Source organism: Streptantibioticus rubrisoli, assembly GCF_024436055.1.
Classification (GTDB): Bacteria; Actinomycetota; Actinomycetes; order Streptomycetales; family Streptomycetaceae; genus Streptantibioticus_A; species Streptantibioticus_A rubrisoli.
In genome coordinates this window covers 26,332-40,188 of the sequence record NZ_JANFNH010000040.1, presented here as the reverse complement: position 1 = coordinate 40,188, position 13,857 = coordinate 26,332, and the positions used below count along the sequence as shown (strand labels likewise).

The 13,857-nt window shown below is 69.0% G+C and carries 11 protein-coding genes and 1 pseudogene; 3 read left to right on the top strand and 9 right to left on the bottom strand.

Annotation, left to right across the window (positions count from 1 at the left end; translation table 11 throughout):
* Position 1: 1 nt before the first annotated feature.
* The 4 genes from NON19_RS25680 to NON19_RS25665 all read right to left on the bottom strand — a co-directional run bounded on the left by NON19_RS25680 (position 2) and on the right by NON19_RS25665 (position 4,984).
* Positions 2-1,651 carry a glycoside hydrolase family 13 protein gene (locus NON19_RS25680; RefSeq protein ID WP_255931445.1) on the bottom strand — a complete coding sequence of 550 codons (1,650 nt, stop codon included), beginning with the start codon at positions 1,649-1,651 and terminating at the stop codon, positions 2-4.
* A gap of 61 nt (positions 1,652-1,712) precedes the next feature.
* Positions 1,713-2,564, bottom strand: a complete 852-nt coding sequence (locus NON19_RS25675; RefSeq protein WP_255931444.1) for a carbohydrate ABC transporter permease — start codon at positions 2,562-2,564, stop codon at positions 1,713-1,715.
* A complete protein-coding gene (locus NON19_RS25670; protein ID WP_255931443.1) occupies positions 2,561-3,577 on the bottom strand; it encodes a carbohydrate ABC transporter permease in 1,017 nt (338 codons plus the stop codon). Before NON19_RS25670 ends, NON19_RS25675 begins: the two co-directional genes overlap by 4 nt.
* 90 nt (positions 3,578-3,667) lie before the next feature.
* Entirely contained in the window at positions 3,668-4,984 is a 1,317-nt protein-coding gene (locus NON19_RS25665) for an ABC transporter substrate-binding protein (protein ID WP_255931442.1), read from the bottom strand.
* A gap of 583 nt (positions 4,985-5,567) precedes the next feature.
* On the opposite strand from NON19_RS25665, the gene NON19_RS25660 reads away from it, so the two are divergent.
* On the top strand, positions 5,568-6,656 hold the full coding sequence (locus NON19_RS25660) for a LacI family DNA-binding transcriptional regulator (protein WP_255931441.1): 1,089 nt from the start codon (positions 5,568-5,570) through the stop codon (positions 6,654-6,656).
* On the opposite strand, the gene NON19_RS25655 is transcribed toward NON19_RS25660, so the two are convergent.
* The 5 genes and pseudogenes from NON19_RS25655 to NON19_RS25635 all read right to left on the bottom strand — a co-directional run bounded on the left by NON19_RS25655 (position 6,614) and on the right by NON19_RS25635 (position 11,223).
* Positions 6,614-7,714 (bottom strand): LacI family DNA-binding transcriptional regulator, encoded by a 1,101-nt coding sequence (locus tag NON19_RS25655; RefSeq protein WP_255931440.1) that lies wholly within the window; start codon positions 7,712-7,714, stop codon positions 6,614-6,616. The genes NON19_RS25660 and NON19_RS25655 overlap by 43 nt on opposite strands.
* A 136-nt stretch (positions 7,715-7,850) precedes the next feature.
* Positions 7,851-8,143, bottom strand: a pseudogene (locus NON19_RS25650) (DUF1330 domain-containing protein).
* Between the two features lie 181 nt (positions 8,144-8,324).
* Positions 8,325-9,404, bottom strand: a complete 1,080-nt coding sequence (locus NON19_RS25645; RefSeq protein WP_255931439.1) for an ABC transporter substrate-binding protein — start codon at positions 9,402-9,404, stop codon at positions 8,325-8,327.
* Positions 9,405-9,493: 89 nt separating this feature from the next.
* Complete coding sequence (locus tag NON19_RS25640; RefSeq protein ID WP_255931438.1) at positions 9,494-10,366, bottom strand: ABC transporter permease; 873 nt, start codon at positions 10,364-10,366, stop codon at positions 9,494-9,496.
* Complete coding sequence (locus NON19_RS25635) at positions 10,363-11,223, bottom strand: ABC transporter ATP-binding protein (RefSeq protein WP_255931437.1); 861 nt, start codon at positions 11,221-11,223, stop codon at positions 10,363-10,365. The genes NON19_RS25640 and NON19_RS25635 overlap by 4 nt, the downstream gene beginning before the upstream one ends.
* A gap of 201 nt (positions 11,224-11,424) precedes the next feature.
* Here NON19_RS25635 and NON19_RS25630 point away from each other — a divergent pair, with 201 nt between their 5' ends.
* Positions 11,425-13,101: an ATP-binding protein gene (locus NON19_RS25630; protein WP_255931436.1), complete on the top strand. Its 1,677-nt coding sequence runs from the start codon at positions 11,425-11,427 to the stop codon at positions 13,099-13,101.
* Positions 13,098-13,784, top strand: a complete 687-nt coding sequence (locus NON19_RS25625) for a response regulator transcription factor (RefSeq protein ID WP_255931435.1) — start codon at positions 13,098-13,100, stop codon at positions 13,782-13,784. Before NON19_RS25630 ends, NON19_RS25625 begins: the two co-directional genes overlap by 4 nt.
* The last annotated feature ends 73 nt before the right edge of the window (positions 13,785-13,857 follow it).

Sequence of the window (13,857 nt, the reverse complement as noted above, 5' to 3'; positions counted from 1 at the left end):
CTCAGGAGGCGCTCAGCCACGCCGTGGCGTTGCCGGGGAGTTGGCCCGCCTCCACCGGGGCCGAGGAGAGCAGGACCGCTCCCCATTCCGCGGGCAGTGGCAACGGCGCGTCGCCGAAGACGACGACACAGGTGACCTCGCCGCGCCGGAAGGCAAGGACGTCGTCGCGGCCGGGAACGTCCAGCCAGACGAGCGTCTCCGCCTCGCCCGGGAAGGCCGTTCGCCGCAGGCGCAGCGCCGCGCGGTGCAACGACAGCGTTGAGGTGGCGTCTTGGAGTTGCTCGCAGACCGCGTACTTGGCGAACCACTCCGGTTGCGGCAGCCACGGCTGCGCCCGCGTGCCCGGGGGTGAGAATCCGTGGTTCGGTGGCTGCGGTGTCCACGGCAGCGGCACTCGGCAGCCGTCGCGCCCGGGGTCGAGCTGCTCGGAGCGGAACCAGGTGGGGTCCTGGCGGGCGTGGTCGGGCAGGTCGAGTACCTCGGGGAGTCCGAGTTCCTCTCCCTGGTAGAGGAAGGGTGATCCGGGCAGCGCGAGCAGGAGCATGGCCGCGGCTCGCGCGCGCCGTTCGCCCAGCGAGACGTCCACCTGTCCGCGTGGGCGGACCACGGCGACCGTCGGGTCGACGGAGGCGTGGTAGGCCTCGGGGGTCACCATGCCGTAGCGCGTCACGGCGCGGTGGACGTCGTGGTTGGCGAGGGTCCAGGTGATGGTGGCGCCGGTGGATCCGATCTCGGCGAACGCCCGGTCGATGGAGGAGCGGAAGAGTGCCGCGTCCCACGGCTGCATCAGCAGGTCGAAGTAGAAGGCCTGCGGCAGTTCGTCGGGGCGCAGGTAGGCGGCGAGGTCGGTGACGGTCGGGGCCCACACCTCACCGACGAAGGTCAGTTCCCGGTCGGGAGCGTACTCGGTGGCGATGCGCCGCCAGCGCCGGTACACGTCATGGACTTCTGGCTGGTTCCAGGCGTGGGCGTTGAAGTGGTCGCCGTCCCAGTCGGGAAGGTCGGTGTGCTTGTACAGGCCGTGGGCGACGTCGATGCGGAAGCCGTCCACGCCGCGGTCGAACCAGAAGCGCAGCACGTCGTCGAACATCGTGATGACGTCCGGGTGACGCCAGTTGAAGTCGGGTTGGCCGGCGTCGAAGAAGTGCAGGTACCACTGGCCGGGGCTGCCGTCCTGCTCGGTGACTCGGGTCCAGGCCGAACCGCCGAACTGGCCGCGCCAGTTGTTGGGCGGCAGTTCACCGTCGGCGCCGCGGCCGTCGCGGAACAGGAAGCGGTCGCGCTCGGGCGAGCCGGGCCCCGCGGCCAACGCGGCCTGGAACCACGGGTGGGCGCTGGAGCAGTGGTTGGGCACAAGGTCCATGAGCACCTTCAGGCCCCGGGCGTGGGCATCGGAGACGAAGGCGTCGAAGGCCTTCAGGTCGCCGTAGTCCGGTTCGATTCCCGTGTAGTCGGCGACGTCGTAGCCATGGTCCTTCTGCGGTGAGGGGTAGCAGGGGTTGAGCCAGATGCCGTCCACGCCGAGTTCGGTGAGGTAGTCCAGGCGGGAGCGAAGGCCCGCCAGGTCGCCGATGCCGTCGCCGCTCGCGTCCGCGAAGGACCGTAGGTACACCTGGTAGATGACGGCGTCGCGCCACCAAGGCCGAGTCACGTGAGGGGGTTCCTTTCCTGGTTGTGAGGGTGGTGAAAGCAGGCGTCGGTGAGTGCGGAAGTCATCCCTTGACCGCTCCGGCGGTCAGGCCGGAGACCACGGCGCGCCGGAAGACGAGGACGAGGATGGCGACGGGCAGCATGCTGACGATGGCGGCGGCGAAGATGTCGCCGTAGGGGATGGTGAACTGGCCGTTGAAGAGCGCTATGCCGACGGCAATGGTGCGGTAGCGGTCGCTGTTGTTGAGGGTGAGGGCGAGCAGGAACTCGGTCCAGCAGGAGACGAAGGTGAAGATGCCCGCGGTGAACAGTCCCGGTTTCGCCTGCGGCAGGATCACCGAGAACACCGTGCGCAGCGGAGACGCCCCGTCCATCCACGCGACCTCCTCCATCTCCTTGGGGATCGACAGGAAGTAGTTGCGCAGGATCCAGATGGCGAACGGGAGGTTGAACGCGGTGTAGGCAAGGATCAGTCCCTGGTAGCTGTTGAGCCAGCCGATGTCGCGCAACAGCAGGTACAGCGGAGCGGCCACCGCGACGGTGGGGAACAGCGAGATCATCAGCAGGACGACCATGATGTTTGACTTGCCTCGTACCGGCAGCCGCCCCAGGGCGTATCCGGCGAACGTCCCGAGCAGCAGTACCAGCACGGTAGAAACCACCGATACCAGCGCGGAGTTCTCCAAGTAGGTGGCGAAGCCGTAGTGGCTGAAGGCGTCGGAATAGTTGTTCAGCGTCGGCTTGTGCGGCCACAGTGTGGGTGGCACCGCGCCCAGTTCCCGTGGACTCTTCAGGGAACCGGCCACCATCCAGTACAGCGGGGCCGCGGTGAACAGTGCCACCAGCAGGGCCGCGAGATGGGTGCCGGTGAACAGGCGACGCCGACCGCGGGAGCTTCGTGTGCTGGTGGTCATATGCCCACCTCCTCGTTACCGACCTGGGAGCGGAAGACCTTCAGAAACAGCAGGCAGCCGATGAGCACGATGGCCGCGGTGCTGGTGGCGACGGCGGCCCCTGGCCCGAACTTCAGGTCCTGGAACATCGCGCGCCACCCGAGCATGGCGAGCGACTCGGTCGAGTCCCCCGGCCCGCCGCCGGTGAGCACGAACGGCAGGTCGAAGATGCCGAACGCCTGCAGGATGCGGAAGAGCACGGCGATGGCGATGGTGGGCCGCAGCAGCGGCAGCCGGATCCGCCAGAAGATGGTCCAGCCGCCCGCTCCGTCCATCCGCGCCGCTTCGGTCACATCGCCGGGCAGCATGACCAGACCGGCCAGCACGATGATCGCCACGAAGGGGGTGGTCTTCCACACGTCGGCGGCCCCCATGGCGATACCGGCGAGCAGCGGGGTGCCGAGCACGTTGACGCCGTGGCCGAGCAGCGGTTCCACGATGGCGTTGAGCACGCCGTAGACGCCGTTGTAGATGTAGTCCCACAGTTCGCCGGAGATGACGGTGATCATCGACCAGGGCAGCAGGAGCAGCGCCATCATCCAACTGCGCCCCGCGGTCAGCCGCTCCAGGACGAGGGCGACCGCGGTACCGAGGACCACCTCGGCGGCCACGGTGACGACGGTGTAGACAACGGTGAACCCGAGGGCGTGGAACCAGCGGTCCGAGCGCAGCAGCACCGCGTAGTTGTCACCGGTGATGCCGGAGAGCTGGAAACCCCCGCCGAGGACGGTGACGTGACTGACGCTCATCATGACGGAGAAGACGATCGGGAAGATCGTCACGCCGAGGATCACCAGCAGGGCTGGTGACGCGAACAGCCACCCCAGCCGCGCGTACCGGCGGCGCAGCGATGGCCGGGATCGCGGCCGCCCGCCGGACGCGGTCGGGGCCCGGTGCGCCGCGCGGGCGCGCGGTGGCAGCGGTGGTGGTGAGGCTCGGTCGGCGGTCGGGACGCTGTGCGGTACGGGTGTCATGGCAAGCTCCTGCGTGGTCGGCGGCGGTGCGGGGGCGGTGCACGGGCCCGGCAGGCCGGTCGGCGATGGCGGGCCCGTGCGGGATTCGGGCTAGAGCCCGCCGCCCTTGGACAGAGCGCTGTCGATCTGGGAGGCCGCTGCCTTCAGCGCCGCCTGTGGTGACGTCGACCCGGCGAGCGCCGCGTTGATGTTGGTGTAGACGGCCTGACTCACCTGGGGGTAGTTCGGCACCGAGGACGGGCGGGCGACCAGCTGGTTCTTCGCCGCGACCGCAAGCGTCGGGTTGCCTGCCTGCACACTGCGGTCGGAGAGCACGGCGGCGTTGGTGGGGATCATCCCCGCCTTGGTCGCCAGGATGCGCTGAGCCTCGGACCCGGTCATGAACTTGATGAACGCCAGGTCCGCGCCCAGGTGTTTGGTGTGCGGGTTGACGTAGAGGTTCCAGCCGCCGATCGTCGAGTGCCCGGTACCGGGCCGACCGGAGAAGGTGGGCAGGGTGGTCACCCCAACCTTGCCGGAGACCTGCGAGGCCGAGGAGTTGGCGTCGGCGTAGGCGTAGGCCCAGTTCCTCAGGAACGCGACCTGGCCGCTGGTGAACAGCTGCTCCGACTGCGGTTCCTGAAAGGACGTCATTGCCTGTGGGGCGACGCCACCGCTGATCAGGGACCGCATGAACTCCAGTGCGTGCTGCGACTGCGGCGAGTCGATCGCGGCATGCTTCCCGGCGGCGTCCAGCGTGGTGCCGCCCGCGTCGGTCATCATCTCGGTCCAGTCGCAGGTGAGCCCTTCGTAAGAGGAGCCCTGGCCCACGTAGCCGTACTTGACCTGGTGGTCCGCCTGTAGCTGCGCGGCTTCCTTCTGCACCTGTTCCCAGGTGGTCGGCACCGGCAGATGCGCCTTGTCCAGCAGGTCCTTGCGGTAGTACAGGAACGCCTGGTCGTTGAAGAAGGGCGCGGCCAGCACCTTGCCCTGGTAGGTCATGGACTTGACCAGACCGGGTGTGAAGCGGTTCCAGAAGTCGGACGGCAGGTGGTCGCTGAGTGGGACGGCCAGTCCGGCCTGACCGAACTGGGCGGGCCACACCACGTCGCCGTCGTAGACGTCCGGGGTCTCGGCCCCTCCGGAGATCTGGGTGGTCAGGGTGGAGCGGATGGTGTCCGTGTCGGTGGGGGCGTTCACCAGCTTGACGGTGATCTTCGGGTTGGCCTTCTCGAAGGCGGCGACCAGGTCCTTGCGGGCGTCGGTACCGCTCGGCCCGAGCGGGGCGGACATCCAGGTGATCGTTCCGGTCGCCGAGGAGGCGTCCGCCGAGGCCGACTGGCCGCCGGACGAGCACGCCGTAGCGCCCGCCAGCACGAGCAGTCCCGCGGCGGCCGCCGTCAGGGCTCGAGGTCTGCGAAGAGTCAAGGGAAGCCTCCTGGGGTTCGGGGGCCGACGTGCGGCACCGGCGGGGCGCGGGCGGCGTCGGGCGCGGTAGGCGGTGAGGGAGGGGGAGGGATCGTGTCCGTGGACGGGTACCAGTGGCGCTGGATCCGTCCCGGTGCTCGGAAGTTCGGTGGCCTCGGTCGTGTCGGTGACCACGATTGCGGCCCCGACTCATCCGGCTTGGTCGACGGGTGGACGGGCGGAAGTCATGCCGGTGCTCGGGGATCAGCCCAAACCGGCTGAGCTGCTCTGTTGGGGAACGGGGAAGGCGGCCCAAGGCCCAGGTGTTGGCCGAGCAGCGCGTGACAACGCTTGCAACGTAGGTTCGCGTAAACGCCCTGTCAAGACAGTGTGTCCAGCTGATTTACCACCGTTATCACCGAAGGCCCTGCTGGCACCGGTGAAACGGCGCGTCAGACCCTCGGCGGCCCAGGATGACAGCGATGTCACCGCAGGTGCTCGGCCCTGCGCGGACCCCTACCTTGATGCCCGTGGTGCACGCTTCGCCAAATCCCTTGGCGCACAGGCATTCAAGCGCTTGCACGGATCGTGCTAGGTTCCCGCTATGCCCGAAGCCCGACCCCAAGCCACCATGGCGGACGTGGCACGCGTGGCCGGAGTCTCGGTGTCCACGGTCTCGCGGGCCCTGCGTGGCATGGCGTCGGTGTCGCCGGAGGCCCGCCGCCGCGTTGAACATGCCGCCCGCGAGCTGTCGTTCGCCGTCTCCCGCAGCGCGTCGAGTCTGGTGACGGGCAGGACCGGCAGGGTCGCCGTGCTCACGCCGGGGGTCGAGGCGTGGTTCCTCGGTGCCGCGGTGTCCGGCGTCGCCTCGGTGTTGCGGGAGTGCGAGCTGGACCTGCTGGTCTACTGCGTGACGGACATGCGCGAGCGCACCGAGTTCTTCCGGCGCCTGCCCGCCCAGCGCAATGCCGATGCCCTGCTCGTCGTCTCCTTCGCCCTGAAGCGCGAGGAACGCGAGCGCCTCGACGCGTTGGGGATGCCCGTGGTCTACGTCAGCCAGCACGCCCCGGACCGGGCCAGCGTCTACGTGGACGACATCGCGGGCGCCCGAAGCGGCACCCGGCACCTGCTCAACCTCGGGCACCGGCGCATCGCCTTCCTGCAGTCACAGGACGACACCGCCTTCGCCTGGAGCTCACAGGACAGACTGGTGGGTTACCGGCGGGCGTTGGAGGAGGCCGAATCACCCTACGACGAGAGCCTGGTGGTCCGCGGCCGCGGCCGCCGTGGCATCCGCGAGGCCGTCGGCCAGCTGCTGAGCCTGCCGCAACCGCCGACGGCGATCTTCGTCGAGGACGATCAGATGGCCATAGAGACCCTCGCCGTCCTGCGCTCCTGCGGTATTCGCGTGCCTCACCAGATGTCCGTTCTCGGCTTCGACGACCAGGACCTCGCCGAGCCCATGGGCCTGTCGACGATCGCTCAGCCCGCCGAGGAGATCGGTCGAGCGGCGGCACGGCTGGCCCAGGCGATCATCAGCGATCCCGAGTGTGACCCGGCCCGGCACGTGGTGCTCCCCACGCGGCTCATACCGCGGGCCACCACGGCCCCGCCGCCCGAGCGCCGGGCGGATCACCGGCCACCGACGGCTCAGAACCCCTCAGTGGGGTCCGCCGACGCCGCTCCCCACTGAGTCCCGCCGCCCGAGGACACCGCTGCGGCGTCCTGCGGAGGCGCGGCCGTGGTCCCGCGTGGGATGAACCGGGTGGGGATCACCACGTGCCGGGCCGGGTCGCCGCATGGCTCGGCGAGGATGGAGGAGACGAGCCCGGCGGCCTCACGCCCGGTGTCCCACGCCGACTGCGCGATGGTCGACAGGTCCATGGCCTCCGCCAGAGGGTGGTCGTCGAAGCCGAGAACGGACATCCGGCCGGGCACGTCGATCCCGCAGGAACGCAGCACGCCGAGCACCTCGAAGGCCATCTCGTCGGACTCGACAAAGACGGCGGTGGGCAACTGGGGCAGGCTCAGCAACCAGCCGACCGCCCGGCGGACGCCGCCACGGCCGTACTCGGCGTGCACCACGAGGGAGTCGTCCCAGGGCAGCCCGGCTTCCTTCAGTGCGCGCCGGTAGCCGACGAGCCGGTCCTGTGCGCTCCATACGAACGAGTCCTCGACCGCCAGGCGCAGATGGGCGATGTGCCGGTGCCCGAGGTTGATCAGGTGCCGGACGCCCTGGTGGGCGGCTGCCACGTCGTCGACATAGACGCTGGCGCGGCCGGGGGCGTGCTGGCTGGCGAAGACCACCGGCACGCCGAGGTCGTCCAGGCGCTCCCGCTCCTCCTCGGTGAGGATGAACGACGTCACCATCAACGCGTCCGCGTTGCGGCGGGCCGGGAGCCTATCGAAGAACTCCGCGCGTTCCGCCTCGTTGGTGACCACATAGACCAGCAGGTCCAGACCAGCCTCGCTGAGCCCGCTCGCCATGCCGGTCAGGGCGGTACCGAGGAACCAGGGCGCGCGCTCCAGACCGGGCATGAGCACGGCGACGCGACCGGTCTTCCCCGTCACCAGGCTCGACGCGCTACGGGAAAGGGCGAACGACAACTCGCGGGCCGCCCGCTCCACTCGGTCCCTGGCATCGGGGGACACCGTCGGCAAACCCCTCAGCGCCCGCGAGACCGTGGAGACCGAGACCCCAGCCTTGCGCGCCACATCCGCCATCGTGGCCTGGCGCTGTTCTCTCGCCATGGCCAGAACCTAGCACGCCCGGTCACCCGTGCCTGCGGGCGCGAGCCCTGCGGGCGGAACGCGGTTACGCCGCCGCGACACGCGGCATACGGGTTCCTCACCGTTGCCTGCGGGACCACGCCGATGGCCGGGGCGCTCAGTCAAGCCCCTCCACGATCCGCACATCCCGCTCCGCACCGTCGTCCAGCACCGCGATGGCCCGCGGTAGTCCTCACTCTCGTCGGCCGTGACCGCGGCAGCGTAGCTGGGGAACTCCACCAGGACCGTGCGCTCGGGCACCCCCGGCTCGAATACGGTCCCCCTGCCGCCGCGGGTCAGAATCCGGCCGCCAGCCGCCTCCAGCGCGGGCTTCGCCAACTCCCCGTACGCGGCAAGCCTTTCCGGTGCGCGCACCGATCGGTACGTGCCGACCAGATATCCCTTTGCCATGCCGATCGCTCCTGACTTCTTTGTCGGCTCGGGGACTTCCAACCCGAGCCGGATACATACCTTTCGCCGTATCCCGAACGTAGTCAGGCCGTTCACACTTGAGAAATGCCTTGGGGGCTCGGTCGGCGGGCGCCCAGGTGGCCGTTGTCACCTGGGCGCCCGTGTGGTCGTGTGCCTCAGTTCAGCCGTTGGGTCCGGCCGCGGTCGTCTTGATGGTGAAGCCCTCGAGCTTGTTGGCCTTGATGGCGAAGTCGTTGGTGAACGTCGTGCCCAGGTTGATCGAGGAGGTGGCGTTGCCCGCCAGTTCCTCCGTCGCCAGGGCAGTCTTGGGTCCGCTCGCGGGCATGATGCCGTCGGGGAGGAACTGACCCTTGTCCTGGTTCAGCGCGGCGATGTAATCGGCCTTGGTGACCAGGGCGTTGTTCACGAACGACGGCGGCAGTTTGTCGGCGATGTCGGCCGCGGAGTGCGTGTTGATCCAGTGCATGGTGGCCACCAGCGCGTCGACGACCTTCTGCACCGTGTCCTTGTGGGAGTTGACCCAGTCGGTGCGGGCCAGGACGCCAGCCGCAGGCCAGGCCCCGCCCATCGCGGACTGGGCACCCTGGGTGCTGGCCAGGTCGATGGCCGAGTAGCCGATGCCCTTCTTCTCAATCGCGGTGACCGTTGGCTGCGTTGTCATCACGCACGCCGCCTTGCCGTTCTGCAGTGCGGCGACCGCGGTCGAGCCCGCGCCGACGCCGATCCGGGTCAACTGGTCCGGCTTGATCCCCTTGTTGGCGGCCAGGAACTTGGTCAGGGTGTCGGTGCCCGAACCGAGGTCGGTGACGCCGAGGGTCTTGCCGCGGAAGTCCGCCGCCGAGTGGACGCCCGATTTGGTGGCGCACATCTCACGCTCGCCCGGCGCACCGGAGAGCTGGACCACGTCCTCGACCGACTTGCCCTTCGCCTGGAAGTCGATGGTGTGGTTGTACCAGGCGCCTGCCATGTCGACCTGTCCCGAGGCCATCGCGTCCTCGGCGCCGACGCCACCGTCGGTCTCGGTGCTCAACTTCACGTTGACGCCGTACTTCTTGTAGAAGCCCAGGTCCTGCGCCAGTTGGTAGGGCAGGTAGATCTGCTTGTCGATGCCGCCGACCATGAGCGTCACCGTCGGCGTACCGCTGGCGTTGGACGAAGTGCCGGAGCTGCTGGAACACGCGGTGGCCGCGCCAAGGGCGAGGACGGTGACGAGGGACGCGGTGAGGGATCTCTTGAGCATGGCGTGCCAGGCTCCTTTCGGGATTTCTGGGAAACGCAACCCGGGGCAGGGGTGGGGGTGAGGAGAGGGTGAGGAGGGGACAGTGGTGGTCACAGGACGTTGGACTCGGACGGGGCTGGCGGGCGCCAGGCCAGCAGTCGGCGTTCGAGCTTGCCGATCAGCCACTCGGCGCCGAGCACGATGACCGAGATGACGAGCATGGTCGCGAACACGCCGTTGGGGTCGAAGTTGTTCTGTGCGGTCTTGATGACCAGGCCGAGACCGCTCTGCGCGCCGAGCACCTCGCCGACGAGCGCGCCGACGATGGCGAAGCCGAAGGCGGAGTGCAGGCTGGCGATGATCCAGGTGAGGGCGGAGGGCACGATGACGTGACGGATGATCTGCGTCTGCGAGGCGCCGAGCACCTTGGCGTTGGCGAGGATGTTGCGGTCGACCTCCCGCACGCCCTGGAACGCGTTGAAGAAGACGATGAAGAACACCAGCACCGCGGCGAGCAGGATCTTCGGCAGGACACCGATGCCGAAGGCGACGATGAAGATCGAACCGAGGACGATGCGCGGAATCGCGTTCACCATCTTGATGTAGGGACCGAGCACATCGGACAGGAAGCGGCTCTGGCCCAGCGCGACGCCGAAGACGACTCCGGCGAGCGCGCCGACGGCGAAGCCGATGAGCGCCTCCTGGATCGTGGTCCAGATGTTGGAGTAGAAGGACCCGAACTCGGTGCCGTGCTGGAAGAGGTCGACCAGCCGCTTGGCGATGCCGGACGGCTGCCCGAAGAAGAAGGGGTCGACGACTCCCCAGGTGGTGCATGCCTGCCAGCCGCCGATGGCGATGACCGCGAGACCGATGCGGCCCGCCCACACCGACGCGATGCGCCGCCGTGCGGCTCGCTTGGCGGCCGCGGCTGACGCCTGCGCGCTTTCGGGGACCGCGGCGGTGGTGGTGGACGTCATGCTCATGCCGTACCTCCTGCGGTGCGTGCGTAGGCGCGCTCCACTTCTTCGCGCAGCGTGTCCCAGATCTGGTGCTGGAGTTCGGTGAAGCGGGGCTGGAAGCGGATCTCCTGGACCGAACCGCGCGGACGCGGCAGGTCGATGTCGAAGACCGCCTTGACCGAACCGGGGCTGGACGTCATGACGACGACGCGGTCGGCGAGCGCCACGGCCTCGTCGAGGTCGTGGGTGATGAAGATGACCGACGGGCGGATCTGTTCCCACAGGCTCAGCAGTTCGGTCGACATGATCGCCTTGGTCTGCACGTCCAGAGCACCGAAGGGCTCGTCCATGATCAGTATCTTCGGCTCGTTGATCAGCGCGGCGGCCATCGCCACCCGCTTGCGCATACCGCCCGACAACTGGTGGGGGTAGCGGTCCTCGAACCCCGTCAGGCCCACGCGGCGCAGCCAGTCGCGCGCCGACGCGTGGGCCTCCTGCTTGGGGACGCCACGGAAGACCGGGCCCATCAGCACGTTGCCGAGGACGGTCTTCCACGGCAGCAGAGCGTCCGCTTGGAACATGAAGCTGACACCGTCGGTGATGCCGTCGACTTCGCGGCCGCCGACCTTGACCGAGCCCTCGCTCGGCCGGTCGAGCCCGGAGACCATGCTCAGTGTCGTCGACTTGCCGCAGCCGGTCGGGCCCACCACCGCGCAGAACTGGCCCGGCTCAACCGTGAACGTAACGTCACGCAACGCTGTGAACAGCTCACCGCCGGGTGTCAGGAACCGCTTCGTGAGCCCGGAGATCTCGATCCGGGCGTCCTCCCGCTCGGCTCGGTCCGCCCTCCGGCTCGCCGTATGGTTGCTCACAGCAGCCATCACATCTGTCTCCTTTCAGCCCCGGGCACCCATGCGTTTCGCGGGGGTTTCAAGCGGGTGACGAGACCATAGGGCGGGTACGGCGGGCCGACGAGCCTTGCGCGCGTTGCGCGGCTTTCCCGCGTTAAGAAGAGTTCTGCGCATTGTGCTCGCAGCCGAAGGGGGTAGGCAGAACGCTTTCGGCTATGCACAATCGGCGCAATGCCCACTCGCGCGTTGAATCGGCTCGGCGGGTGGCGCGGCCGCAACAGGAAGCTGTATGCCCGCATTCTTGTGTGGCAACTGGCCATCCTCGCTCTGACCAGCGCCATCGGCTTCGTTCTGCTTGCCTTCGCGCAAAGCGCTCAGCTGGACCGGCAGTACGAGAACCAGGCGCTCGCCATCGCCTCGACCACCGCCTCCGACCCGCAGCTGGTGCGGGCCATGGAACTCGGCGGACGCGGCGACGCGGTGCAGCGGATCGCGGAACGGATCAGGGCGGCCTCGGGTGCCCGCTACGTCGTGGTGTTCGACCTGCGCGGAATCCGGCACTCGCACCCCAACCCGGCCCTCATCGGCAAGCGTGACGGGGGTGCGCGACCCGACGGCAGGACGCACGTGGGGATCGACGTGGGGTTCACCGGCCGTTCCGCCAACGGCAAGGCCCCACTGCGCACACCCAGCGGCACACTCCTCGGCGAGGTCTCGGTCGGCATCTCGGAGAAACAGGTCGCCAGACAACTCTGGGGAGAGCTGCCAACCTTTGCCCTTTATGCCGGAATTGCCCTTACGGTGGGTGCCAGCGCCGCGTCCCTGCTCGCCCGTCGGCTCAAGAAGTCGACGTTCGGCCTGGAACTCGACGACATCGCCGGACTGCTGCAGGACCGCGAGGCGATGCTGCATGGCATCCGCGAAGGCGTGGTCGCCTTCGATCCGCTCGGCAGGATCACGGTCGTCAACGCCGAGGCGCGCCAACTGCTCGGGTTGAGCGCCGGGCTGGGGTCGCGGCTGGACGAGACGCTGCCGGACGGACGGCTGCGCCGCGCCCTGGACGGCACCCTCACCGGCAGCGACATAACCGTGGTCACCGACAGCCACTGCCTTGTGCTCAACCGGATGCCGGTGACCCTGCACGGCCGTGAACTCGGCGCTGTGGTCACCGTACGCGACCAAACCGAACTCGTGGGACTGCTACGTGAGTTGGACTCGGTGCGCGGCCTCACCGACGCGCTCCGTGCCCAGCAGCACGAGTTCTCCAACCGCATGCACATCCTCGCCGGTCTGCTGGAGTTGGGCGAGCACGACGCGGCGTTCGAGTTCGCGGTCGGATCGGCCGGGGCGAACCCGTCGCTCGCCGAGTCGGTGCGTGAGCGGATCGGCAATCCGTTGATGGTCGGCCTGGTGATGGCGAAGACCATGGTCGCGGCGGAGCGCGGGGTGCGTCTTGTGCTCAGCCGGGACTCCGAACTGGGCGAGCGGCCACCCCACCTGGACCGGCTGCTGACGATCGTCGGCAATCTGGTGGACAACGCGGTGGATGCGGCGGCCTCCGGCGGCGAGGGACCGCCCGAGGTGCGCCTTTCGATGGCCGAGGACGCCACGCAGGTGACGGTACGGGTGGCGGACAGCGGTCCCGGCGTACCAGCCGTGGTACGGGAGCGGATCTTCGAGGACGGCTGGTCGACCCGTCCCGACCGCGGCACCGCGCGTCGCGGGCTCGGGCTCGCCCTGGTACACCGGCTGGTGCAGCGGCACGGGGGAACGATCGACGTCAGCGAAGGCCCAGGTGCGGTCTTCACCGTCGTCCTGCCGCAGCCCCACGGGACAGGGCCGGACGCCGCCTCCGCCCCGCGGACGCTGCCCGCGGCCGGACTGGCCGAGAAGGGAGCAGACTGGTGATCAAAACCCTCGTCGTGGAGGACGACTTCCGAGTCAGCGGCATCCACGCCGGTTACGTCAGTCGTGTGCCGGGGTTCGAAGTGGTGGGACGGTCGGGGACGGTCGCCGACGCGCTGGCGGCGGTCAATTCGCTGAAACCGGACCTGATGCTGCTCGATGTGTATCTGCCCGACGGCAGCGGACTGGATGTGCTTCGGCGGCTCACCGGCGACTCGGCCGGAACGCGCCCCGACGCGATCATGACGACAGCGGCGCGCGATGTCGCGTCGGTGCGGACGGCGATGCAACTGGGTGCCGTGGGGTATCTCGTCAAGCCCTTCGGACTCGCCGCACTCGCCGAACGGCTCACCTCCTACAGGGAGTTGCGCCACCGGGTGGACGCACTGGACCCGCAGGCGGAGACCGAACAGGCCGAGGTGGACGCGCTGTTCAACGCCGCCCGGCCGAGCGCCCTGCCCGCCGGGTCGGCCCATGGCCACTCGGCACCGACGCTCGCACTGGTACGGGACGTGGTGCGGTCGGCCCAACGGGACCTGTCCGCGGCCGAGGTCGCGGAGGCGACGGGTGTGTCCCGGGCGACCGCCCACCGCTACCTGTCCTACCTCGTACGGGCAGGGCATGCCCGGCTCGAACTGCGGTACGGCGCAACGGGCCGACCGGAGCACCGGTACCGGGCATGGTGAGGAGCCCCCGGAGACCCGGGCGGGTACCGAACGGCCTCACCCTGCCCGCATCCGCAGAGGCTTCCGGCGCATT